The 22,579-nt window shown below is 58.8% G+C and carries 19 protein-coding genes; 10 read left to right on the top strand and 9 right to left on the bottom strand.

The features are described 5' to 3' along the window. Window positions 1–57: 57 nt before the first annotated feature. The 9 genes from thiC to NKJ89_RS15910 all read left to right on the top strand — a co-directional run bounded on the left by thiC (window position 58) and on the right by NKJ89_RS15910 (window position 9,908). Window positions 58–1,893, top strand: a complete 1,836-nt coding sequence (gene thiC, locus NKJ89_RS15950; protein ID WP_352603748.1) for a phosphomethylpyrimidine synthase ThiC — start codon at window positions 58–60, stop codon at window positions 1,891–1,893. Then, window positions 1,890–2,891, top strand: coding sequence for a glycine oxidase ThiO (gene thiO, locus NKJ89_RS15945; protein WP_352603746.1), 1,002 nt, complete (start codon window positions 1,890–1,892; stop codon window positions 2,889–2,891). The genes thiC and thiO overlap by 4 nt, the downstream gene beginning before the upstream one ends. Then, window positions 2,860–3,057, top strand: a complete 198-nt coding sequence (thiS, locus tag NKJ89_RS15940; RefSeq protein WP_031253541.1) for a sulfur carrier protein ThiS — start codon at window positions 2,860–2,862, stop codon at window positions 3,055–3,057. Before thiO ends, thiS begins: the two co-directional genes overlap by 32 nt. Window positions 3,058–3,060: 3 nt before the next feature. Next, entirely contained in the window at window positions 3,061–3,834 is a 774-nt protein-coding gene (locus tag NKJ89_RS15935) for a thiazole synthase (RefSeq protein ID WP_352603744.1), read from the top strand. After that, window positions 3,831–4,436: a thiamine phosphate synthase gene (locus NKJ89_RS15930; RefSeq protein WP_352603742.1), complete on the top strand. Its 606-nt coding sequence runs from the start codon at window positions 3,831–3,833 to the stop codon at window positions 4,434–4,436. The genes NKJ89_RS15935 and NKJ89_RS15930 overlap by 4 nt, the downstream gene beginning before the upstream one ends. Further along, window positions 4,427–5,185, top strand: coding sequence for a hydroxymethylpyrimidine/phosphomethylpyrimidine kinase (locus NKJ89_RS15925; protein WP_352603740.1), 759 nt, complete (start codon window positions 4,427–4,429; stop codon window positions 5,183–5,185). The genes NKJ89_RS15930 and NKJ89_RS15925 overlap by 10 nt, the downstream gene beginning before the upstream one ends. A 453-nt stretch (window positions 5,186–5,638) precedes the next feature. Then, complete coding sequence (gene ald, locus NKJ89_RS15920; RefSeq protein ID WP_352603738.1) at window positions 5,639–6,754, top strand: alanine dehydrogenase; 1,116 nt, start codon at window positions 5,639–5,641, stop codon at window positions 6,752–6,754. Window positions 6,755–7,091: 337 nt separating this feature from the next. After that, window positions 7,092–8,159 (top strand): dsDNA nuclease domain-containing protein, encoded by a 1,068-nt coding sequence (locus NKJ89_RS15915; protein ID WP_352603736.1) that lies wholly within the window; start codon window positions 7,092–7,094, stop codon window positions 8,157–8,159. Window positions 8,160–8,216: 57 nt separating this feature from the next. Beyond that, the gene (locus NKJ89_RS15910; RefSeq protein WP_352603734.1) at window positions 8,217–9,908 is read left to right on the top strand and encodes a hypothetical protein; all 1,692 of its coding nucleotides are present in this window, start codon (window positions 8,217–8,219) and stop codon (window positions 9,906–9,908) included. Window positions 9,909–10,324: 416 nt separating this feature from the next. On the opposite strand, the gene NKJ89_RS15905 is transcribed toward NKJ89_RS15910, so the two are convergent. From NKJ89_RS15905 to NKJ89_RS15880, 6 genes are all read right to left on the bottom strand, one after another. Continuing rightward, window positions 10,325–10,447, bottom strand: coding sequence for a hypothetical protein (locus tag NKJ89_RS15905; protein ID WP_352603732.1), 123 nt, complete (start codon window positions 10,445–10,447; stop codon window positions 10,325–10,327). A 524-nt stretch (window positions 10,448–10,971) separates the two neighbouring features. Beyond that, window positions 10,972–12,993 (bottom strand): GAP1-N1 domain-containing protein, encoded by a 2,022-nt coding sequence (locus NKJ89_RS15900; protein WP_352603730.1) that lies wholly within the window; start codon window positions 12,991–12,993, stop codon window positions 10,972–10,974. After that, entirely contained in the window at window positions 12,990–13,853 is an 864-nt protein-coding gene (locus NKJ89_RS15895; protein ID WP_352603728.1) for a TRAFAC clade GTPase domain-containing protein, read from the bottom strand. The genes NKJ89_RS15900 and NKJ89_RS15895 overlap by 4 nt, the downstream gene beginning before the upstream one ends. Further along, complete coding sequence (locus NKJ89_RS15890) at window positions 13,850–14,776, bottom strand: TRAFAC clade GTPase domain-containing protein (protein WP_352603726.1); 927 nt, start codon at window positions 14,774–14,776, stop codon at window positions 13,850–13,852. Before NKJ89_RS15890 ends, NKJ89_RS15895 begins: the two co-directional genes overlap by 4 nt. 100 nt (window positions 14,777–14,876) lie before the next feature. Then, window positions 14,877–15,968: a GTPase-associated system all-helical protein GASH gene (locus NKJ89_RS15885; RefSeq protein WP_352603724.1), complete on the bottom strand. Its 1,092-nt coding sequence runs from the start codon at window positions 15,966–15,968 to the stop codon at window positions 14,877–14,879. 2 nt (window positions 15,969–15,970) lie between these two features. Further along, a complete protein-coding gene (locus NKJ89_RS15880; protein WP_352603905.1) occupies window positions 15,971–17,272 on the bottom strand; it encodes a metallophosphoesterase in 1,302 nt (433 codons plus the stop codon). 564 nt (window positions 17,273–17,836) lie between these two features. Between NKJ89_RS15880 and NKJ89_RS15875 the strand changes: the two genes are divergently transcribed. Continuing rightward, window positions 17,837–18,754 (top strand): TIR domain-containing protein, encoded by a 918-nt coding sequence (locus NKJ89_RS15875; protein ID WP_352603722.1) that lies wholly within the window; start codon window positions 17,837–17,839, stop codon window positions 18,752–18,754. Here NKJ89_RS15875 and NKJ89_RS15870 read toward each other — a convergent pair. The 3 genes from NKJ89_RS15870 to NKJ89_RS15860 are packed head-to-tail and all read right to left on the bottom strand — an operon-like array spanning window position 18,735 to window position 22,505. Then, window positions 18,735–19,268, bottom strand: a complete 534-nt coding sequence (locus NKJ89_RS15870) for a M67 family metallopeptidase (protein ID WP_352603720.1) — start codon at window positions 19,266–19,268, stop codon at window positions 18,735–18,737. The genes NKJ89_RS15875 and NKJ89_RS15870 overlap by 20 nt on opposite strands. Next, window positions 19,243–20,955, bottom strand: coding sequence for a ThiF family adenylyltransferase (locus tag NKJ89_RS15865; protein ID WP_352603718.1), 1,713 nt, complete (start codon window positions 20,953–20,955; stop codon window positions 19,243–19,245). The genes NKJ89_RS15870 and NKJ89_RS15865 overlap by 26 nt, the downstream gene beginning before the upstream one ends. Then, complete coding sequence (locus NKJ89_RS15860) at window positions 20,952–22,505, bottom strand: adenylate/guanylate cyclase domain-containing protein (RefSeq protein WP_352603716.1); 1,554 nt, start codon at window positions 22,503–22,505, stop codon at window positions 20,952–20,954. The genes NKJ89_RS15865 and NKJ89_RS15860 overlap by 4 nt, the downstream gene beginning before the upstream one ends. Between the last annotated feature and the right edge of the window lie 74 nt (window positions 22,506–22,579).

Below are 22,579 nucleotides of genomic sequence, written 5' to 3'. Positions count from 1 at the left end.
TTTTCATCCTTCCGGCACAGAACTGGGTCTCCAATGCATGAGCAAAGGAGCCTCAAGATGAATGCCCTCACCCCCGCCGTGTCGACAGGGCCGCTGCCTGCCTCACGGAAAATCCACAAGTCCGGCGTCCTCCATCCGCAGATCAGGGTGCCGATGCGCGAAATCTCCGTCCATCCGACGGCGGGCGAACCGCCCGTCACCGTCTACGATCCGTCCGGCCCCTATACCGACCCGGCCATCGAAACCAGCATCGAAAAAGGCCTTGCCCGGCGTCGCCGCGAATGGATTGCGGCACGCGCTGATGTCGAAGCCTATGACGGCCGCCATGTTCGGCCGGAAGACAACGGATTTGCGATTGGCGAGCGTCTGACGCCGGAATTTCCCATCCGCAACCGGCCGCTCAGGGCCAAGGCAGGCAAGGCGGTGACCCAGCTTGCCTATGCGCGCGCCGGCATCATCACACCCGAAATGGAGTTCGTCGCCATCCGCGAGAACCTCGGCCGCGAGATCCTGCGCGGCAAGCTGCAACGCGACGGCGAAGCCTTTGGCGCGGTGATCCCCGACTTCGTGACGCCGGAATTCGTGCGCGACGAGGTGGCGCGCGGGCGGGCAATCATTCCCGCCAACATCAATCATCCCGAGAGCGAGCCGATGATCATCGGCCGCAATTTCCTGGTCAAGATCAACGCCAATATCGGCAATTCGGCCGTCACGTCGTCGATGGCCGAAGAGGTCGAAAAGATGGTGTGGGCGATCCGCTGGGGCGCCGATACGGTGATGGACCTGTCGACCGGCCGCAACATCCACAACATCCGCGACTGGATCGTGCGCAACGCGCCGGTGCCGATCGGCACGGTGCCGCTCTACCAGGCGCTCGAAAAGGTCGGCGGCATTGCCGAGGATCTGACCTGGGAGGTCTACCGCGACACGCTGATCGAACAGGCCGAGCAAGGCGTCGACTATTTCACCATCCACGCCGGCGTGCGGCTGCATTACATCCCGCTGACCGTCGACCGGGTGACGGGTATCGTCTCGCGCGGCGGCTCGATCATGGCCAAATGGTGCCTGCACCATCACCGGGAAAGCTTCCTCTACGAGCACTTCGCCGAGATCTGCGACATCGCCAGAGCCTACGACGTCTCCTTCTCGCTCGGCGACGGCCTTCGTCCAGGCTCGATCGCCGATGCCAACGACGCGGCGCAGTTCGCCGAGCTGGAAACGCTCGGCGAGCTGACGCAGATCGCCTGGGCGAAGGATTGCCAGGTGATGATCGAAGGGCCCGGCCACGTGCCGATGCACAAAATCAAGGCGAACATGGACAAGCAACTCGCCGTCTGCGGCGAGGCGCCGTTCTATACGCTTGGACCGCTGACGACCGACATCGCGCCGGGCTACGACCACATCACCTCAGGCATCGGCGCCGCGATGATCGGCTGGTTCGGCACCGCCATGCTCTGCTACGTCACGCCCAAGGAGCATCTCGGCCTTCCCGATCGCAGCGACGTCAAGATCGGCGTGATCACCTACAAGATAGCAGCCCACGCCGCCGACCTGGCGAAGGGCCATCCGGCAGCGAAAGTCAGGGATGATGCGCTTTCCCGCGCGCGCTTCGAGTTCCGCTGGGAGGACCAGTTCAATCTGTCGCTCGACCCGGAAACCGCGCGGTCCTTCCACGACCAGACCTTGCCCAAGGAAGCGCACAAGGTGGCGCATTTCTGCTCGATGTGCGGACCGAAATTCTGCTCCATGCGTATCTCTCACGACATCCGCGCCGAGGCACAGAAAGAGGGCATGGCGGCGATGGCGGCGAAGTACCGCGAGGGCGGCGATCTCTACCTGCCGGCGGACGAGACCGGCGCACCGCTCATACCTCAGCCACGTGAGCCATCATGAAGGTCTTGGTCAAAGGGGCCGGCGTTGCCGGCCTCACCGCCGCCTTCGAATTCGCCGCACGCGGCGCGGCGGTTACCGTTGCCGAGACAAGGCCTGCCCTTGGGGGCAATGCGTCGTGGTTCGCCGGTGGCATGTTGGCGCCGTGGTGCGAGCGTGAAAGCGCCGAGCAGCCGGTGCTGGATCTCGGACGCGACGCCGCCGACTGGTGGAACGCCGCAACGCCCGGCTTGGTAACACGACGGGGAACGCTGGTCTTGGCCGCGCCGCGCGATGCGGGCGAGCTCGACCGGTTCGCCAGCCGCACGACAGGCTATCGGCGCGTCGAGGAAGATGAAATTGCCTTGCTGGAGCCCGACTTAGCCGGCCGCTTCCGCCGCGGATTGCTCTTCCCCGCTGAGGGCCATCTTGATCCGCGCCAGGCGATGGCAGCACTTCATGACAAGCTCGCGGCCACGGGTGTTGAATTCCACTTCGGCGCCGACGCCCAGCATGTTTTTGGTTGCGATCGTCAGATCGACTGTACGGGAATGGCGGCGCAAAATGACTGGCTGCGCGGCGTTCGCGGCGAAATGCTCACCCTGCGTACCCCTGATATCTCACTGTCGCGCCCCGTCAGGCTGCTGCATCCGCGCTTTCCACTCTATGCAGTGCCGCGCACCGATCACCGTTTCATGATTGGTGCGACGATGATTGAAAGCCGGTCCGTCGGACCGGTTACGGCGCGTTCGATGATGGAACTGCTGGGCACCGCCTATGCCCTCCACCCGGCCTTTGGCGAGGCCGAGATCGTTGAAACCGGTGTCGGCGTCCGCCCAGCCTTTCCCAACAATTTGCCGCGCGTCGAAACCAAGGGTGAAATCATTGCGATCAACGGGCTCTATCGTCACGGTTTTCTCCTGGCTCCCGCCATGGCGCGCCAGGCTGCCGACCTGGTTTTCACTCAAGACAGAACCAAGGAGCTTGCTCATGAAACTGATGGTCAACGGCGAAGCGCATGAGGTTGCCGCCACCACGCTGGAGGCGCTGCTTGCCGCGCTTGACTATGAGGGCGATTGGCTGGCGACGGCCGTCAACAATGACCTCGTGCACAAAGCCAACCGGGCGGAATTCCAGTTGAACGACGGCGACCGGATTGAAATCCTCTCGCCCATGCAGGGCGGCTAGGCCATGATCGAGCTTTACGGAGCCGAGCTTCCGTCGCGCCTGCTCCTTGGCACGGCTCAATATCCTTCGCCGGCCATCCTTGCCTATGCAGTCAGGGCATCGGGCACGGCGGTGGTGACCGTCTCGTTGCGCCGTGAAATGGCAGGCGGCAGAGCTGGCGAAGAATTCTGGTCGTTGATCCGCTCGCTTGGTGTCAGAATCCTGCCCAACACTGCTGGCTGCCACTCCGTCAAGGAAGCGGTCACGACCGCACAAATGGCGCGCGAAGTCTTCGGTACGAACTGGGTAAAGCTCGAAGTGATCGGCAACCATGACACGCTGCAGCCGGATGTTTTCGGTCTGGTCGAAGCCGCCCGCATCCTGTGCGAGGACGGTTTTGCTGTATTCCCCTATACCACCGACGACCTTGTCGTTGCCGAGCGGCTGCTTGCGGCGGGCTGCAAGGTCTTGATGCCGTGGTGCGCGCCGATCGGTTCCGCTCTCGGACCGATCAACATCACGGCGCTGCGCTCGATGCGCGGACATTTCCATGATGTTCCGCTGATCGTGGATGCGGGGCTCGGACGGCCGTCGCACGCGGCAACCGTCATGGAGCTCGGCTTTGACGCCGTACTCCTGAACACCGCAGTTGCCAAGGCGGCCGATCCGGTCGGCATGGCGCGTGCGTTCGGCAAGGCGGTCGAGGCCGGTCGTGAAGCTTTCAGCTCGGGAATGCTCGAACCGCGCGACGTCGCCGTGCCGTCGACGCCGACAATTGGCAGGGCAGTTTTTTCATGAAGCTCGATCCGTTCTACCTGATCGTCGACAGCGCCGCCTGGATCGAACGGCTGGTGCCGCTTGGCGTCAAGCTGGTTCAGTTGCGCATCAAGGATAGGGACGAGGCCACGCTGCGGACGGAAATCCGCCGCGCGAATGGCGTCTGCGTGGTCCATGGTTGCCAACTGATCGTCAACGACTATTGGCGCACGGCAATCGAGGAAGGGTGCGACTTCGTCCATCTCGGCCAAGAGGATTTGGCTGCGGCCGACCTGCTGGCGATCAAGTACGCCGGATTGAAGCTCGGGCTTTCCACGCACGATCATCTAGAACTGGAAACGGCCATCGCTGCCGAGCCCGACTATATCGCGCTCGGCCCCATCTATCCCACCATCCTGAAGCAGATGAAATGGGCGCCGCAAGGGCTCGAGCGGATCAGCGAGTGGAAGCATCGGGTGGTACCCATTCCCCTAGTCGCCATAGGCGGCCTCAACCCCGACCGGCTCGACGGTGTCTTCGAGGCTGGTGCGGACAGCGCGGCGGTGGTCACCGACATCACGTTGAATGCCGATCCCGAAGCGCGCACGCGAGAATGGATCGAAAAGACAAAGCCATGGCGCTGAGGCGAGAACCGCATGTGCTCGTGGTCGGCGGATCAGACTCCAGCGGCGGGGCTGGAATTGCACGCGATATCGAAACGATCTCTTCCATTGGCGTCCGCACCTGCCTGGCTGTCACAGCGCTGACGGTGCAGACGCACGACGCCGTGATGGAAATCCAGCCTTCGCAGCCCGATCTTGTTGCCGACCAGATGTGCGCCGCGCTGCAGGCCAACAAGGTGGCGGCAATCAAGATCGGCATGCTCGCAGCGGCCGAGATCGTCGTTGCCGTCGCGGCTGTGCTCCGCGAAAATCCACAGGTGCCGGCGGTACTCGACCCGGTGCTGGCCTCGACGTCAGGCCGGGCGCTGCTGGACGCAAGGGCCATCGCCGCCATGAAACGCGACCTGATGCCCCTTTGCCGTCTCGTCACACCCAATCTCATCGAGCTGGCGCTTCTTGTTGGCTTAGAGCCAGCGGTGGATGAAGGCGGCGCAGTGTGGCAAGGCCAGGAATTGCTGGCAGCCGGGATGCAGGCCCTGCTGATCAAGGGCGGCCACGCGGCGAGACCGCGATCGACCGATATTCTGTTGCGCTTGGATCAAGGACCAATCCGCTTTGACATGCCGCGCCTTGCCGTATCGATGCGCGGGACGGGCTGCATGCTGGCCAGCGCGATTGCGGCGTATATGGCCAATGCGAGCCCACTCGAAGAAAGCGTGCGCAAAGGCAAGCTGTTTGTGTTCGGGAAGCTTCAAAAGGCAGCCGAATGACAGCGACGCTGCCTCAGTCACTCTAATGCGACCGCGCAGCGATCAAGTCCATCCAGCGGTATGCAGATAGCGCCCTGCCGGCGGGGAGAAGACCGGCAGGTGCCCCCGCGCATAGCTCGAGACCATTTGGCAGCAGGATATTGGCGGCAGGCGGTGGTTTTACAGCAGCGCGGCGCGATCGCCCATTCGTTTTGCCACGCCGTCATGTCATTGGGGAGGGCGTCCGAGTCAGACTGGATCCGGCGCATCCTTCTGCAAGGCCTCGAGAATGGCGATATCGATCCTATCGAGCGGCATTTTTCGTGAATCCTGCGAAAATTTGGCTGTTTTGCGCAACAATTATCGAAACACGCGCGCTGGCGCAAGCGATTCGCAAACACCTGCGCACCGATTCGTGGTTCACTCCAGCAATACAGGGAGCCAGCCCAAAAGGGCCGGATCAGGAGAAGAAAAATGCGCATCGGCTGCCCCAAGGAAATCAAGAACCACGAATATCGCGTCGGCCTCACACCCGGCTCTGTCCGCGAGTATGTCGCCCATGGCCACGAAGTGCTGGTCGAGACCGGCGCCGGGGCCGGCATCGGGGCCGATGACAACGCCTATCGCGCCGCCGGCGCCACGATTGCCAAGACGGCTGCCGACGTGTTTGCCAAGTCGGACATGATCGTCAAGGTCAAGGAGCCGCAGCCCACCGAATGGGCGCAGCTTCGCGAAGGCCAGATCCTGTACACCTATCTTCATCTTGCTCCGGATCCGGAGCAGACCAAGGGCCTGCTCGCTTCCGGCGTGACCGCAATCGCCTATGAGACCGTGACCGACGATCGTGGCGGCCTGCCACTGCTGGCGCCCATGTCTGAAGTCGCCGGACGCCTGTCGATCCAGGCCGGCGCCACGGCGCTGCAGAAGGCCAATGGTGGCCGTGGCGTGCTGCTGGGCGGCGTGCCCGGCGTGCTGCCCGGCAAGGTCACCGTGCTCGGCGGCGGCGTCGTCGGCCTGCACGCTGCCAGGATGGCGGCGGGGCTTGGCGCCGATGTCACCATCATCGACCGCTCGATCCCGCGCCTGCGCCAACTTGATGACCTCTTCGCCGGCCGCGTCCACACCCGTTACTCGACCGTCGAAGCGCTCGAAGAAGAATGCTTTTCAGCCGATATCGTCGTCGGGGCGGTGCTGATTCCGGGTGCCGCGGCGCCCAAATTGGTTTCGCGCGAAATGCTGTCAGGCATGAAGAAGGGCTCGGTGCTGGTCGACGTCGCCATCGATCAGGGTGGCTGCTTCGAGACCTCGCACGCCACCACCCATGCCGAGCCGACCTATGAGGTTGACGGCGTCATCCATTATTGCGTCGCCAACATGCCGGGCGCCGTGCCGGTCACCTCGGCCCATGCGCTCAACAACGCGACGCTGCACTATGGCCTCCAGCTTGCAGACAAGGGCCTGAAGGCACTGGTCGACGACCACCATTTGCGCAACGGCCTCAATGTCCACAAGGGCAAGATCACCAACCGGGCGGTCGCCGAGGCGCTCGGCTATGAACTGGTCGAGCCGAAGGCCGTGCTCGCCGCCTGACGCGGACAACGAATTCCTCCTGTCTTGCCCGCCGGGTTCGTTCCGGCGGGCTTTTCTTGGCGACGATTGGCCAAAGGCTCTTGCCGTCCTCCTCCCATGAGCAAGCGCTTTGGCGCCTCCGGGTGCTCGGTGCATTCGTTGCTTGAGCTATACCGCAACCCACAATCGATCATTTTGGAACCGCAGGCTGATGGAAAGTCATGAAAGTCTTCTGTCAACCTGGACGTCGTCTATTCATTTGGCTCATTGATTTGGGTTAGATTTATGCCTACGAGGGGGCCCGGTTCTCTTTTAGACATGCCGGCCCGGGAGAATACGGCGGGCCGCGGGAGGCAGCATGGGCGTCAAAGAGAAACTATTGACCGTGGACGAACGCGAGGACGGCGGGCGAACGGCTTACGAACGTTTCGACTACCAGACGGCTTGGGGCATCTCGAAGCTTCTCGATCTACATGATGCTGGGCTGAACTATGCCGTTGGCTTCGAATTCCACGACGATGTCGTCTCGCTTGACGACGCCGACGACCCGACGAAGGTGATCTTTTATCAGGTCAAAACCAAGCAGACAGGCAACTGGTCATTCGCACGCATCGCGAACAGGACTACGGTCAAGGGGGTCAAGCAGGCGTCGTTTGCCGGCAAGATGTACGACAATTTCCTCCGCTTCGGCGCCGTTGTCGAACGCCTCGTTTTCGTCAGCAACCAACCGCTCCCGGAAGTCATCCTGGTGCACGGGGAGAACGGCTTCTCGTTGGCCGAAAAGGAAAAACTCAAGAAGTTTGTCGCAAAGCTTTCCGAGGAGGCGGGGGGCTTCAAGGATCCCGAGCATACGAGCTTGTTTTTCTTCGCATTCTCGGAGCTCAATCTGGCCGGCTACGAAAATGCCATACTCGGTCGGATCGCATCGTTCCTCGCGAATGGGGTTGGATCGCACATCCCGCCTAAGCCGTTCGCCCTGATGTTGAACGACTATTGCAGGCGGCGTTCGAAGAAACTCGCCGACTTCTCAAGTTTTGACGAGCTAAAGGCCTCAAAGTTCGTGACGCGTGCGGAGGTGACGCAGTGGCTCACTCATATCTGCGACCAACACGAGCGCCGCCCGGATTGGGGATCCGTATCCAACCAGCTCAACCTTCCCTTCATCGAAAAAACAAAGATTCAGCGGGAGTGGAGCGCTTACGAGGTAGCAATGCGCGCCAGGCCAAACGCGGCGACGGTTGCCATGAACGAGCGACTGCGAAAGCTGATCGACGACACGATCGACGGCGCCGACGCAGGGATGGAAGACCTGGTTGCTTTCGTCGACGCGGTGTTCGCTCTCGCCAAACCCGTCGTCCGCGCATGGAAGGCGGACGCCAGCGATCACTTCGTCAAGGCGGCCATACTTTACGAGTTCAGCCCATGACCTCCAACGACGACCGACGCTACCGACTTCTGATAAGAAACCTGCGAAAAAAGAACGATGAAAAAACTGCGCTTCGAAAGTCTGGAGTTGCTGTCCCTGAAGGAACGGAAAGCTCTGACGGTACAGTTTCACCCGCTTCTGACGGTGATTCAGGGGGAGAATGACGTTGGAAAGTCGTCGGTCATCAAGAGCCTGTATTGGGCTTTCGGCGCGACCCCGCCGAAAATCCATCCCCAATGGGCCAGGGCCAACGTAAAGGCGCTCGTCATCTTCACGGTCGATGGCATCCGCTATCGTATCCTCCGCAATCAGGAAAATTTCGGGGTCTTCGACTCGAGCGGCAAAATGCTTCTGTCGACCAGCCAAGTCACCAAGGAACTGGCCCCCTTCATCGCCAAGCTAATCGACTTCAAACTGGTTTTTACCAACCGCGAACAGACTTCGGAATCCCCGCCTCCAGCCTACGCCTTCCTGCCCTTCTACATTGATCAGGATGCCGGGTGGCGAAAGCCGCTGGACTCCTTCGCCTATCTCACTCAGTACGTCGATTTCCGAAAGGATCTTTTAGAATACCACACAGGCATCCTGCCTAATGAGTATTATGAACTCAGTGCGGAGCGACGCGGCCTCGAGTTCGAGCAGAAGACGTTCGAGGCAGATCGCGGTGTCGTCCGCAAGGCGATCGCCCGTTTCGACCTGCAGGCGTCGTTCGATGGATTAGAGCTTTCGACCGAGGGCCATGAGCAGGCCATCGAGCAATTGCTACAACGCCTCCAACAGGTCAAGCAGGTCCGGCAGGAACGCGCCGGTAAACTGGCCGACATTCTCGACCAACGCATGATCCTGGACCAACAGACCGCAGTCGTACGTTCCGCCATCGGCGAACTCGAGAAAGACGCCAAGTTTGCCGGCGAGCTGGACGGGGTCGAAGTTTTCTGCCCGACCTGCGGCACCGTCCACCGCAACGATTTCGCCAACAGGTTCAGCATCGTTCAGGACCGCGAGTCCTGCTTCGAATTCCTCACGGAAGCCCAGCAAAGAATCCGTGTACTTGCTGCCCAGGCCGGCAAGGCAGAAGCTGATGTAAGTGATGCTGATCAGACTTTACAGGAGATCCAGACTACGCTCGACACCAAGCGCGGCGAAGTCAGCCTGCTTGAGGTCATCGAAAGTCGTGGTCGTCGCATCGCCGCCAACATGTTCGACAGCCAACTGGAGGAGTTGGACGTTAAGATCGCGACCCTTTTCGGCGAAATCGGCAAGATCGAGGAACGCCTAAAGGAGTTAAAGGACAAGAAACGGCGGGAAGACATCGTCGCCTTCTATGCAAGGCACATAATCCCCTATCTCGACCGCCTTGACGTCACCAATTACACAGCGGACGACTACACCAAGATACCGGCGAGGGTGGCCGAGACGGGGAGCGATCTGCCTCGCGCCATCCTCGCTTATTTCCTCGCGATACTAAAGACGATCCACCAGCATTCGACGGCCTTGTTCGCGCCCATCGTGATCGACAGTCCGAACCAGCAAGATCCGAAGAACGTCGCCGCAATGATCGACCTGATCGTCGAATCCCGACCGGACGATGCCCAGACCATACTAGGTACCGTTTCTCTGCACGGGCACGATATCAAGGAAGGATCAGTGATTGAGTTTACCAGAAAGCTCTCGGTTCTCAGCGAGGACGAATACGAGGGTGTTCTCAGTTCGATGCAGCCATTGATGGATCAGATGACGACCATGTAGCGACGAAACGTAGGCGCCCTGATACGCCTGCGTCGATAGTACCAACCGAAGCCAGACTGTCTGCGCCCTTGTTCTTTCGCGTTGCCGTGCTTCAATCATGCGCGAACGCTGCTGTGGAAAGATCGGTCTGGGGATTGGGCCTCTACCAACCGAAAGCCGATGGGCCTCCCATCGGCCTGATTCTAGAACGGAATGTCATCCGAAGGCTGATCGGAGTCGACTTCGTGGACACCTCGGTCGTTCCACGCCGTAAGATGAATTGAGGCCCCGTCATATTGGCGAACTGATGCCTCCGGGCGATCTTGTTCGCCAGTTCCGGGAATGGGCGGTCATGGCCCTCGGGGTGCATCAAGCCGATCTCGATGTAGGTAGCTCGTCAACTTGGCCAAGGTGTTTCGACTAATCTTAAAGTAGTTTCAGGTGTCGTCGTCGGAGACCTCCTGGACCAGGGCCGAACCGACCGCAATGCAGCTTTCCTGCACATCGATCCAGTACAGCCCCTCAAAATTGTCGGCGCTCCATTCGAGGTTCTGGTGCACGGTAGGCGAACGTTAGGCAGCGGCCGTCGCCTGGCTTGATCGCTCCAACGACACCTTGCCACGGCGGCAACGGGAAGTGGACAATTCTGGCATAGTCTCAGGAAACAAGGCTATCCGCTCTGGTCTCTTGAGGTCCCGCACTCCACAATGCCTTTTTATGCGACTTTTCGAGCACAAACCGGGAACATCCGACCGTTTCCCATTGATCGCCCAAGGTCAGTTTAGCGCTGAAAAAAGCCAAAGTGCGGGAGTTTAGTTCAGAAGCGGCCGCTCGGGACTGAAAGCAGATTGGCAGCTTGCGGTATGATGATGTTTAGACCCGGTCGTTCCGCTGAGGGCCATGAGTGACGTCAAAAACTTTGCATTGCTCGGCTGAAACGACGGCGTCCGCGTTTCCGGTTCTCACGAGTTCGTTCTCCATCGCGCAGCGCCTTCTTCGAACCTGGCTAGCATTTCTTCGCTCCAGCGCTTGCGCGTGCCCAAGCCATTCTCCGCCTTAACTGGCGCCCACTGTGCGCGACCAATCACTTTATTTTGCTGGCGATATAGTCGGCACGTGCCCTGATTGCCTTTTCCCGCGCATCCGCCAAGGACTTGCGAACTTCATTGAGGTATCGACGTCCTCGCGCTGTCCTGGCCGCCTCGTCAATCAGGGATATTGACAAGGCGACGTCGTCAGTCAGGCGTCCGAACGTCTCAGGGTCGAGATTGCGGTCAATGAACTGTGCCACCACAGTCTCCTGCAAGCGCAAGCAGTTGTCCCAGCTTGACCAGATTCCCCAACTTAGACGCGAACTCGCCAGGCGACCTAAGTCGCCGTGCAAACGGCCATGTTCAAACGCCCGGTATAGCGTCGTGTACGATAGACGGATCAGGTCGGCCTGAGAGTGGGATCGGAATCCGAGGGCGCGCGTCATAAGAAAGGCCGCGAAGAAGGTCTCGTCCTGCTCGGAAAGCGCGCCGGGCGCGCTACGCGCTGCGATGAGCCACGGGTCCTCGCCGTAGTCGTTTGGGACGTCGTCCACACCCCCGGCATTTGCAATTCCGACAACAATCAACCGCTGCGATATCCGCCCCGACGCCAGTACCGCAGCGGCTTTATCAGGATTGCTAACTAGCGCCCGCACCCATTCGTTGAAGGCCGGTCCGCCTGCCGAGTCATTGAGTGCAGATGCAAGATCTTCGGCATCCGCCTTCTCGACGAGCCACCGAGCCGGTCCGGAGCGACCTGCATCTAAAAGGGCGGCCGCCACCTTTCCGGCAACCTTCGCGTTCACCGAGGTCACGAGTCCTTCATCAACATCCGAAATACCCCAAAAGTCCGGCCTTTCTAGAAGTTCCGGCCTCACCTCCACCACGCGGGAAGCGAGCGTTGCAGCGCTTTCTAGTCCTTCTACAAGATCGGCCGCCGGGATGGATGCCAACGCCTCTCTGGCAGCATCGCCGACGATCCCGCCGGTGTCTACGGAATCGAAGAAACGCTTAGGAGACCGGCTCCATAGTGCGAAGCCTATCCGCCCGGGTGGGATCGGCTTCTCGTTCGGCCGCACGTCGTGCGCGAGCGCGTCTAGCACAAAATCGAAGACGGCTTCATCGAGCCTATCGACGTTTTCTACAGCTGTGCGTGCAATCAAAGACCGGACCGACCGCGCTTGCTTAGGTCCCAGCGCATCAAGGTCGGCAAGCGCCTGGATGCCGGCTCCTAGATCCGGCTGGCCGCCTGCGAACAACGACGAATGCAGTCGGCAAAGCGGGAGCATCGCTCGCCTTCCGCCGTCGACATCACCGCCACTCCGACGGAGGAATTCACGAATCTGCGTCGTGTCGCTTCCTTCAATGTCGTCGATCAAAGTCTTCAACGCCAGTTCGGTCAATGTCTCGGACGGCGTGACAGAGTCTGGAAATTTCATGCGATGTTGGCGATCCGAAGACCGCACCAGTTGAAGATCGAGCGTCACTCCCTTCCCGGACCTATCCATGCCTGAAAGCGTGCAGAAGCCAAACGAGCGACGCAGCCTCGGCCATTGCTGCATCCAAATCGCCACCACTAATCGCTCATCGTCGTCTGCGAGTACGGTGTCGGCAAGGACGATCTTGTCTGGTTTGGTGTAAAGTGCCTCTACTATTCCCGGCGTACGACGATCGCGAAAGGCGACGGCTCGAACTGGCGAATCTGGGATGGCGATCGGTTCGGCATACTCGCTTCGTGACGGTGGGCCATTCGGTCGGCGGAAAGCCAAAATCAGTCCTTCCGCGGATGAGAGAGTAGCGAGATCCGCATTGTCGATTATGAGGGAATGGGTCCATACACAGCCTGGCCGCGGCATTTCCGGCGCCGCCCAAGTCCGCGCTAACACATACTTCCCCTCGCCTTCGAGAGGATATCCCGTCAGATATCCCGGCTCCGGCCTAATGCCCGGACCCGACAAGTCGCTCATCACCACCATCGTCCTCGCATGCGGGCCCGAGATAGACAACGAACCTGAGATGAGACGGTGACCGTCACTGTAGCCGTGCAGGGTTTGATGGACCGTCGCCACCATCATTCAATCAGCCATTCCAACGGCAGAGTGATGTCCGATCGTACGATCTCGCCGTCCACGACCTTAATACGGTCGGAAGGTCGATCCAGGTCGCGCAGCGCCTCAGTCTCTTTGAGGAACTCGTCTTTCTCCTGGTCTTCATAGACGCCACCCTGTGCGCTGATGCCCCAGACACGCCAGGTCCATGGATCGCGGCCATTGCGCAGATACTGGTCCAGAAACGGTAGTTTGACGGCGAGTATTTCCGCTGGGCTCATCCCGTCACCCTCAACCTGATCCCAAGCGGTGATCAAGACGGCAAGCCGACGTTGGCCGACGTTCAGCTCCCGCGACATAAGAAACTGCAGGAGCTCGACCACCTTCACTTGTGTGGGGGCCAGCTCGGCCCTCCAGTCGACCACCTCGGCCTCCTCAACTTGGAGGCCAGCACCCTTCACAATAGCCATTTGGTCGACGATCCAAGCCGGGAATCTTATCGTGTCGCCGTTGACGACTAGAACGATTGCCGGTGTCGTCAGACTCTTAAACGTTTCCTCGTCGAATTCACGCTTCTCCCACATACGGCTGAAATCTTCGCCCGGGATGTCGGGAAACGACACGCTCACCGTCCGGTCGTAGACGTCCTTGAGCCGCATGCTCACAAGCTTCATTCCACTGGTCTGCGTACGCTGCGGTTTCTTGCCTTTACGCCAGTCCACCGCGAGAGTGTTTAAGTGCTCATAATTCCCCCGGCTCAGCCCTTGAAATTTAAGTGCGGTATCCGACCCGCCTTCGCGCACCACATGCCAAATCGCCGCAAGAAGTGTCGTTTTTCCCGATTCCGGAAGGCCAATGATCGAAATATCGAGATCGCCCTCAATCATAGGGTCCCGTCCCTCCTTTCGAACAAATCAATCATTCGCTGGCCGTGCGACGCGCTCGCACGGGAGATCGATGGCGGCGGCGATGCGGACCGCAGCCAGAAAAGCAGCAGTTCGTCCACGCCATAGCCTCGCTTCACCTGTTCCGTATCAGCCGGCGATGCTGCGACCACGAACCTAGCGACGGCATCAAGATAATCTCGGTGGCGTTGTGCTATCCCGTCGACTAACCCGTTGAACTCTCGATCGACGCGATCAGCATGCGGAGATGCCAATACCGCATCCTGTTTAGTCAACACGACTGCAAGGCGACTGCCTTGCCGCAAAGCACCTGCTTCTGCCAAAGCGTCAACGATTTGCGGCGTGATTGCCTTCACCTCGTGACGATGTTGCGACGACGCAAGATGTTCGCCGTTGACAAGCAGCGTGACAATATCAGCCCGACGCAACTCGAAAAACTCGTCGGCCCGGGCAAGTTCATCGGTCGCCGTCAGATAGTCTTCACCTGACCTGTCGCTGATGAAGAGCGAGACGATCTCCTGGCCAGCGGGACGGAGGTCAAGGTGGAAGAAGGTCGCCTCGGCTCCGACACTAGTGCGCTCCATGTGCGGCACATCTCGTCGTGAGGCTGCGCGCGCGTCGTGGCAAACCTTTTCGAAGCCGATTAGCGTCGATGATCCCGCGAAGCCCACGCCAGCGACCGGACCCTCCTGCAGAAGGTCGTATAGGCTGGCCAGAAGGCTAGTCTTGCCCGCGTCATTTGGAGCCACGATGCCTATAGCTCGCGATATCCGGCGTTTCTGGAGGGTCGAAGCCTCAGCGCGGCTCAAGGGCTCGCCTAACGCCAGCGTCATCACGCGAGCCGGTTCGGCGACTACTTTGGATTCGGTACTCTCTTCTAGATCCTCAACGGAGATTCGCGTCACATGGGGACATTCATCCAGCTGGTATCCCTCAACGCATTTCCCTTCGGTCGCGAGATGACAGTCGCCGTTCGTACAGTTCCGCGGTTGCGGGGCCATTGATTTATTCGCCAACGTGGAGGAATAGGAACTCGCGGTAAAATAGTTCGGCCAGCGTGGCGGCTGGAAGCGACACGTCAGCAGCGAGGCCCGTTAAACTCGTCCAGCCGGCTTGCCAGGTTTCCGTGGATCCCAACTCGGACCGCTGTTCCAAGGCGAAATGGATTGGGGTAGTGGCGGGCGAAATCCGCTTCGAGCTGGACGCGCCCTTAGCCCAGTCGGGGTTTGCCGCGTTGATCACGTCTCGCAGGGCCAACTTGCCGGTGCCGACACCGGCGCGGGATAGCATCGCCCGGATCGAGGTCGGTCCTGGTAACACGCCCGTCATACCGGCCAACTCTTGCGCTAGTGCCAAGGGCCGCACCAACGGGTCAAGGTCAGGAAAGGGCTGCTCCAAAAGCTGGCTATGCCCCCCGACCAGCCACCAGAGCATCTGAAGTTCCTCTTCGTCGAGCATGAGGCGACGGTGCAGGAGAACATTGACGCGGTTCTGTTCTTCGACGACTAGTTCGATCGCTGTTGTTGCTGCCCCGTGGAACTTGTCAAACTGCGCCTTCCACTGATTGCCATCCATAGTGGTGATGGCCTCAGGCGCGACCTCAAAGGCGATGACCGGATCGGTTAGCTTCAGCTTGTCACCACCGACTCGCTCATGCTTTCGCCGCGAGAAGGAGACGAGGGCGTTTTCTGCGAGTCCAACCAAATCCATCGGAAGATCTGGCTTGCGCATTCCGCCGAATGAGGTTGTTGTCACAGCCAAGGCGGCATCCGGGAGCCTCAGGAAGAGTCTCGTCAGCGCTGCTGCCGCAAGGATTTGGAGTTCGCGAGCAGACTGCTCCTGGTCGAGCGACGAGCCGCCGATGAGGGTGGTGACGACAGTCTTGTACGTGTCACCCAGCTCCTCGCTCTTCCGCCCCGCTGCTGGAACCGTCGTCTGGAATGCAAGCCGTGCAAGCACTTCGGCGTCCACGTATCCACCTTTCGCGGCAATGTTCGTCACGCCCTTCCAACGCGCCTCGCGCGTCGCGCCCTCCTCCATGAAGGCGTCGGCGTACCAGCGGGCGAAATCCGGGCTCATATCGGGCGCCTTAGCCATCCTCAATTCTCCAACTTGGCGACCGCGGCCGCGACCTTATCCAATAGCTTTCGTTGTCCTGCTCGGATCAGCGCACGTCCGTACCTTTCTGGCTCGGGCAATTTCATCTCGCCTTCTTCTAGCAGGCCAAGCTCGTTCACGATGTCACGTCGCTGGCCGCTCTTCAGGCTCCAGAACCGATACAGCAGGTCACGCTTATCCTCATCACCCAAGGCCGCCTCCGCATCCTGAGCAGCGATCTCGTCGCCTGCTTTGTCCGCTTGGCCGGCCGCGGATGCCGCGGGCGGCTTGATCACGTCCAAACGGGGAATCTCCGCCTCTTCCGGTAGCTGGATAATCGATTCAAATACTGTTTTGCCATGACCTGCGAAGATCGGGACGAACATTTCGGGGTTCTCCTGCAAGCGTCGCTGGTGTACTTCAACCTTGACCCGCCGATCGTGACCATTTCCCTCCACCTCAAGACGGATGAGATTGTAGCCAGGATCGTACGGCTTGTCGTGCCGCGAAGGGTTCACCGCGCCCGCGCCGAGGCGGACATAGTTCGCCTCCATCACGGCACGTTGTCTGTGCTTGTGGCCGAAGAGGTGCAGGATTGCACGAGAGGTCAAAGCATCGTCCACGGCGTCTCCGTCAAAGAGCCAGTCGACTGGATGATGGACGAGCACAAGGTTGATTGTATTCGGCACCGGGTTAAGGACCGTTTGGAGGGGACTCAGATAGAGGTCGCCGGCCTTGTCGTCTTCGCCCTCCTGACCAGACAGGAGCGTGGAAGTTAGCCCATAGAGGCGGAGATTGACACCGCCGCCCAGCGGAACATCCTGATGCCAGAATGGCTTATCCGGCCAGATCTGGCAATTGAAAGGTGCCGCAAACTCGTTATAGGCGGCATGGGGTTCAAAGAGGTTCTGGCCGCTGGGTCTGTCCCTAAGCTGTTGGGACAATTTCCACTCCCGTTTCCCGGCCGGAGCCGATGCGATCGCGTGCTGAACATTCTGAATAGCCACGGCCTTCTTGATCATGCCACGGTCGACGTCATGATTACCAGGCACAACGAAGACGCGCTCCTTCGGGCATCCGGAGATCTGCGAAAGCTGCTGGATCCAACCACGTGCCGTGTCGTATTCTTCGGATGCTCCCTTGAAGGCCACGTCACCGCCAATGAGAATTGCACCGACCTCGCCGAGTTTGCCTACCTGCTCCCCGAGATCACGCATCATGCGCGTTCGAATAGACGCGTCAGGATCCATCCAGGGATCAAGGCAGTCAGGCGCTTTGAAGTGAATGTCAGATATATGCAGCATTAACATCTACGACCGCCCCCCACATTTCCGCGCCTGCCGAAAGGCTCTTCATTTGCCCCTTGCGGCTCATATATACTCGGCCGTTGGTAACTAGTTAGCTTCGTAGATGACGAAGTGATAAAAATCTAGAAGGCGCGCCTCCTCCAATTGACGCCATGGGCCTGAAACACGTTCTTCGCCAAGTGCAGTCAATCGTCGCGGATAAACTCCAACCCAAAATCCTGGACAGGATGCAAAGCTTACACCACGAGGGTAGGATCTGCGCCGTGAAAGAAACCGCCTCTCATGAACGATCTGGTCAGCGATTTCATAATTTCGTCGCCACTGTCACCATCGTCGGCCAATTCCACAACTTCACCGCAATCGAGCTTGCGTTGGCGTTGTGGAAAACGGGCGAAAGGTCACGAATCCGTCCGCGATCTATACGTCGGACGTGCCCTACACTGGCGAGGGTATTCATTCCCTCATCATGGACATCCAATAGCATCGTACCCATGCGAATATTTCCTGTAGGCCAGCCACTACGTATATAGGATTCAGACAAATGCATTGCCGGGAGGGAATATGAAAGAGCGGTTTGAAGGCGGCAACAGTTCGGCGCTTATCGCTAGTCTGAAACGGCAGTTTGACAGTGGCGACACAGCGGTCGCTGAGGCAATCGCGACGGCTGGCGAGCTCGTAGAATACAAGGCCGCGGATACGCTCATTGCCGAAGGCGGTGAGGACAACGACGTGTTCTTTCTTGTCGCCGGCGGCGTCTCTGTAGTGGTCAAAGGTCAAGAGGTGCGAACTCTAAAGGCCGGTGCGCACGTCGGCGAGATGGCCGCGATAGAGCCTTCCCAGCGGCGGTCCGCCTCAGTGTTCGCTGAAGATACGGTCGTAGCGATAAAGATGTCAGGGACAGAATTCTCGGCTTTGGCTGACAAGTTTCCGGGTTTGATCTGGAAATCCGTAGCCCAAGAGCTGTCGCGGCGGCTATTCGATCGCAATCGACTCATGACCACCCCCAACGAGAAGCCGAGGATGTTTATAATGTCGTCTGTGGAGGGGCTCGACGTTGCGAATGAAATCCAGACTGGTCTCCAGCACGACGTACTTGCAACCGTGTGGCCGAACGGCGTCTTCTGGGCGGGCGGCTATCCGCTCGAATCTCTGGAACTAGCTGTGGCCGAAAGCGATTTCGGCGTAGCAGTCGCACTATTCGAGGACATCGTCGAAACCAGCCGAGGCGCTCGCAATTCTGCCATCCGAGACAACGTGCTCTTTGAACTCGGCATGTTCATGGGACGCCTTGGTCGGCGTCGCAGTATCCTAGTATATCCGCGCCAAACGGGGATAAACCTTCCGTCAGACCTCCATGGCCTGACGCCAGCTTCTTTCGCAACAGGCGATCCCAGCACGCTGGCGTCACGCCTTGGACCGGTTTGCACGCAAATCCGGAAAATCGTGCGGCAACTCGGCGTTAAGACACCAAATTCCTGAGCCAATCCAGACTGGTTTCTATGAGGCTCCTCTTCCTTGTGGCGGTGGCAACATCGCCGACAACGATCATCGACTCAGGAGGAAGTAATTGGGAAAATGCGGTCGCCGATAGGGAGAGCCTCTTGGAGTCGGTCCGACGCACAATCAACAGGACAGCGAAATTCACGCCTACTTTCGGGTCACTTACAATCGATCGCATCGTCCTGACATCGTCGGCACTTGGGAGAGGGTCGAAGCTCGGATGCGAGTGCCATTCGCCCAGATAATTGTACCGCTCAAAATCTCCGCCTGTTCGCTCGAAAAATTCTCGCAGAAATTCCTCGTGCAACACAGGATCGCGTTCGAAATGTGTGCGAGTGCCGTGGCTCGTCTGGATTGAAATATCTACAATCCGAAACGTTTCGTCCATCACGTGCTCACCGACGATAAGACCACCGATCTCCTGGCGTCTAGCTTTCGCCAGCGCGATATTGAGCCGTGACGCTATATCATCCGGCAGGAGGAGTTTGACCAAATGATCTCCCAAGTATTTGGATAATACGTGCCCGCTCGGCAGCTACGTCGGCTTTGTCGAGAATGTTTTGCTCCGCAATAACCTGAGACGCCAGTCCGACGTCAACAGGTTCGGTATGGAACGGCTCACTGTACAGCCATCCTTCGGCGAGCCCGATGAAATATACTGAGTGTGGAAAAATGGATGGCGAGCGAGGGATCAACAGGTCGATCGCGAATCGCGAGGCGTGAGCTGCGATAACAGACACATCTGCATCATCTGCGACCCAAGGAATGCCTACATGTCGATCCTCATATGACCTTTCAGGGCGCTCAATCACGAGTCCCTTCTCAGCGCACCAATTTTCGATCACTCGCCGCATCAGCGCTGGGACGGGTTCGATGCCTGGTCGATGACGAGCGATCAGGCCGCCGATACCCCCGCCGTGAATTTCTGCCCATATCATTGGCTTTGCACCACTTTCGGCGGCGGCGCACAGATAGTTGAACGCCTCTGCGCTGGATGTCGCGTCAGCAATGAGGTCGCATTGCGAGATAACTTCGATGAGCCCTTCGAGATTACCGCTCGACTCCTGTCCGCCAAGCCGCTGTCGACGAATGTCAGTTTGGGCCATCGGATTCACTAACTGGACGCGACGTGCAACGCCGTCTGCTTTGTGTGTCACGATATCCCGCCAATCGAGATCATGCCGCACCAAGTTGCCAGGCATGAGAACGTCATCATCGACTAGAAGAAAATTCCCAACGCCAGATCTGGCAAGGCTCGCTGCAACCTTGCTACCGAGTGATCCGCAGCCGATGACAGCCACCTTGCTTTCTAAGAGAGAGCGATGGTCGTCGGCCAGGCGATCCACGACTAGGTCGGGACCAACGATGGTCACCTTGGAAACTGAGTCTCCATACGTCCGAAAGGCGTGAAGCGCTTTGCCCTGCATAAGCAGGACAACCCTTCTATTATCGTCCAGGGGGAACCCTTGGGCAGCCAAGTCAGCGCGAAAGTCTTTATCTGTCGCAATAGTTGGAAGGCTCGTTGCCGGCGGCCATGGAATTAGAACCCCGTCGATGTTGAAGGATTCCGCTCGGAGGGGCTTTGGGATTGACGCGTCGCGCCAGACTTCGGCACCATCGCGAGCAAAATGGGAAGCGTAATATATGATGGCTTCGTCGTGTACGATGCAGTCGACCTTCCCTTCCAGAGGCGCGTCTTGAGTGGCGGCAAACTCCAGCAAAGACGTCGTCGCTGCAAGCCGGCTCACGGTCGAACGAAGATCCTGGCCGAGGGTTGTCTGATGCCGAGATGGGATTTCGGAGCTTGGTATTCGCTCCACCTCCATTTCGAGCAGACTAAAGGCACTTCGAACCATATCTGCGCCTGTAAAATCCGAGTTCCAGTTGTCGGCGCCAATTTCAAGACATAACTCACCGCCAGCTCCCCACTGGTGGCTGGACCATCTAGACGTATCGCCTCGTGGCATCACGAGCGGCGGTGAATGAGGAAAATGATTGGGATATCGAAGATAAATCGGAAATATGCGTTCGCCGATCAAGATGTCGGCGTCCCAAACCAAACGAAGATGTTCATCGATTCGCCAATCGAGCGGGCGTAGCCATTGGACTTCCCCAACGAGCGCTTCGATGGCGAGCCGCTCATGCCGCGATCGATCCGCGTTCTGAAAATACCAGATCAAGAAAAGCCGTCTTTCTTGGCTGGTCCGGTTGGGCGATTCTGAAAACTGTAGGGACTTGCGGGAGCCGACGCTGGTTTTAGTAAGCCGGCGGTTGCAAAGGCCGCCGCTGCTTTGGCGACCTTGTCGCCCTTGGACGACAACTCGCTAACGGCTGCATCGTAGTCCAAATTGGCCCGCTTCCGCCTCGAACCAAAAATACCGCGAACTGCCTCATTGCCTTTGTCATAAGCATTCTGCCCGATTGCCGTTTCATGTTCTCCGCAACGATGCTGCTCCCGTTCCGCCTGTATGACTCCCCGGCTTACAGAACACCGGACAAGCGCCCCTTTTACCCCGAGTCTTGTGACTGTCATCGGTCCGAATTCGAACCCAACAGCAAGCCCAAGGTCTGTCGCATCAGTGCCGTCATCTTGCAGTTTCTCGATTGCCAAGTCGAAACTGCTTCGCATCCCACCGGCGCAGAGCACCATGTTGCTGATCGTCGTCTCATTATCGGTAGTCTGAGCAGTGCCCTCGACTAGAAGGCCATGCACACAATCGCCGATGAAACGAACCTTCCGGCCTGAAAAATCGTTGTGAAGAACGGCATCGAGTTCGCTGCGAATGACATGAAGTGCGCGCACGACATGCTTTGCACCACTGTCGTCGCCAATATTTGCGCTGACGTAGTTGGTGAAGTTGTCGATGTCGGCATAAACTGTGGCGGCGTCTTGCCGGCGCGAATTCCTGACCGACAGCGTTTCAATATCGAGAGTGCTGTACGGCGGCGTGTGACCGCTGAAGCTGAATGAACCAATTGGGTTGTTGATCAAGTCAGTCTTCCACTCGGAGACTACCTTATCTGCAGTCACGCTAAGGTTGGCTGATTTTTGCGATGCGTCGATTTCCGACCCCGAAAGCGGATTGACGTCTGGATTGTCGGCTTCCTTCAATCCAATCACTTTGCGCGCGAGGTTCGTCAGATAGATCCCGGTGGCTTTCCCTCCCCCAGCCCGCTTGGCTGCATGGTTGGCCGGTTCACCCAAAAAAAGTGGTTCGCGGTGGCCGCGACGGCCATTGCTGACGGCAAGGGCCTTCCCACTGTCGATACCCACTCGAACTTTCGCCGCAGGGTGGTCGGCGTCCTCACCTGTGCGCTTCAGGACATCAATGATCAACTGACCAATTGCCACGGCGCGATGGACACGCCCGTCTTCAGTGTCGTACGGCTTGGTGACCACTGAATGTAGGCGCTGATTGTGAAAATCGACGAAAAGCGCGTCGACTTCCTGCAGAATTCGATGCACCGCGCGATAGTGGAGGTTAAGAAAGCGCAAGGTCCGTTTGTGGCAGGTTTCACCCTCCACGGTCGTTACGTTCAACATATCATCGAGATTGACGATATCGGCATACAAATGCACGCCATCCACGCGATAAGCTACGGTGCGCGGAAGGTTGTCGAGGTTTGTGTCGCGAACGTATTTTCGGATTTCAATGTCCTGGAGGCGGACTTCGCTCAGCCTAGTTTGAATGCGCTTCGCAGCACGATCACGATTCCAAGTCCGAGCCATGGTTTCCCTCAAAAAATTCTGCCAACTTAAGCAGTGTTAGTGTATGTTCATGATAAGTTCCATCTAAATTTGAT

Source organism: Mesorhizobium sp. M0047, from assembly GCF_040323315.1.
In the GTDB taxonomy this organism is placed as follows: Bacteria; Pseudomonadota; Alphaproteobacteria; order Rhizobiales; family Rhizobiaceae; genus Mesorhizobium.
The sequence above is the reverse complement of the archived record's forward strand: the minus strand, read 5'-3'. Positions and strand labels throughout refer to the sequence as shown.

Coding starts and splice junctions, on each gene's coding strand:
- NKJ89_RS15900 (WP_352603730.1), bottom strand. CDS start 12,993: ATGATGGTGGCGACGGTCCATCAAACCCTGCACGGCTACAGTGACGGT.
- NKJ89_RS15930 (WP_352603742.1), top strand. CDS start 3,831: ATGAAGCTCGATCCGTTCTACCTGATCGTCGACAGCGCCGCCTGGATC.
- NKJ89_RS15915 (WP_352603736.1), top strand. CDS start 7,092: ATGGGCGTCAAAGAGAAACTATTGACCGTGGACGAACGCGAGGACGGC.
- NKJ89_RS15935 (WP_352603744.1), top strand. CDS start 3,061: ATGATCGAGCTTTACGGAGCCGAGCTTCCGTCGCGCCTGCTCCTTGGC.
- NKJ89_RS15875 (WP_352603722.1), top strand. CDS start 17,837: ATGAAAGAGCGGTTTGAAGGCGGCAACAGTTCGGCGCTTATCGCTAGT.
- NKJ89_RS15910 (WP_352603734.1), top strand. CDS start 8,217: ATGAAAAAACTGCGCTTCGAAAGTCTGGAGTTGCTGTCCCTGAAGGAA.
- NKJ89_RS15860 (WP_352603716.1), bottom strand. CDS start 22,505: ATGGCTCGGACTTGGAATCGTGATCGTGCTGCGAAGCGCATTCAAACT.
- thiS (WP_031253541.1), top strand. CDS start 2,860: ATGAAACTGATGGTCAACGGCGAAGCGCATGAGGTTGCCGCCACCACG.
- NKJ89_RS15925 (WP_352603740.1), top strand. CDS start 4,427: ATGGCGCTGAGGCGAGAACCGCATGTGCTCGTGGTCGGCGGATCAGAC.
- NKJ89_RS15895 (WP_352603728.1), bottom strand. CDS start 13,853: ATGATTGAGGGCGATCTCGATATTTCGATCATTGGCCTTCCGGAATCG.
- NKJ89_RS15880 (WP_352603905.1), bottom strand. CDS start 17,272: ATGCTGCATATATCTGACATTCACTTCAAAGCGCCTGACTGCCTTGAT.
- thiC (WP_352603748.1), top strand. CDS start 58: ATGAATGCCCTCACCCCCGCCGTGTCGACAGGGCCGCTGCCTGCCTCA.
- thiO (WP_352603746.1), top strand. CDS start 1,890: ATGAAGGTCTTGGTCAAAGGGGCCGGCGTTGCCGGCCTCACCGCCGCC.
- NKJ89_RS15885 (WP_352603724.1), bottom strand. CDS start 15,968: ATGGCTAAGGCGCCCGATATGAGCCCGGATTTCGCCCGCTGGTACGCC.
- ald (WP_352603738.1), top strand. CDS start 5,639: ATGCGCATCGGCTGCCCCAAGGAAATCAAGAACCACGAATATCGCGTC.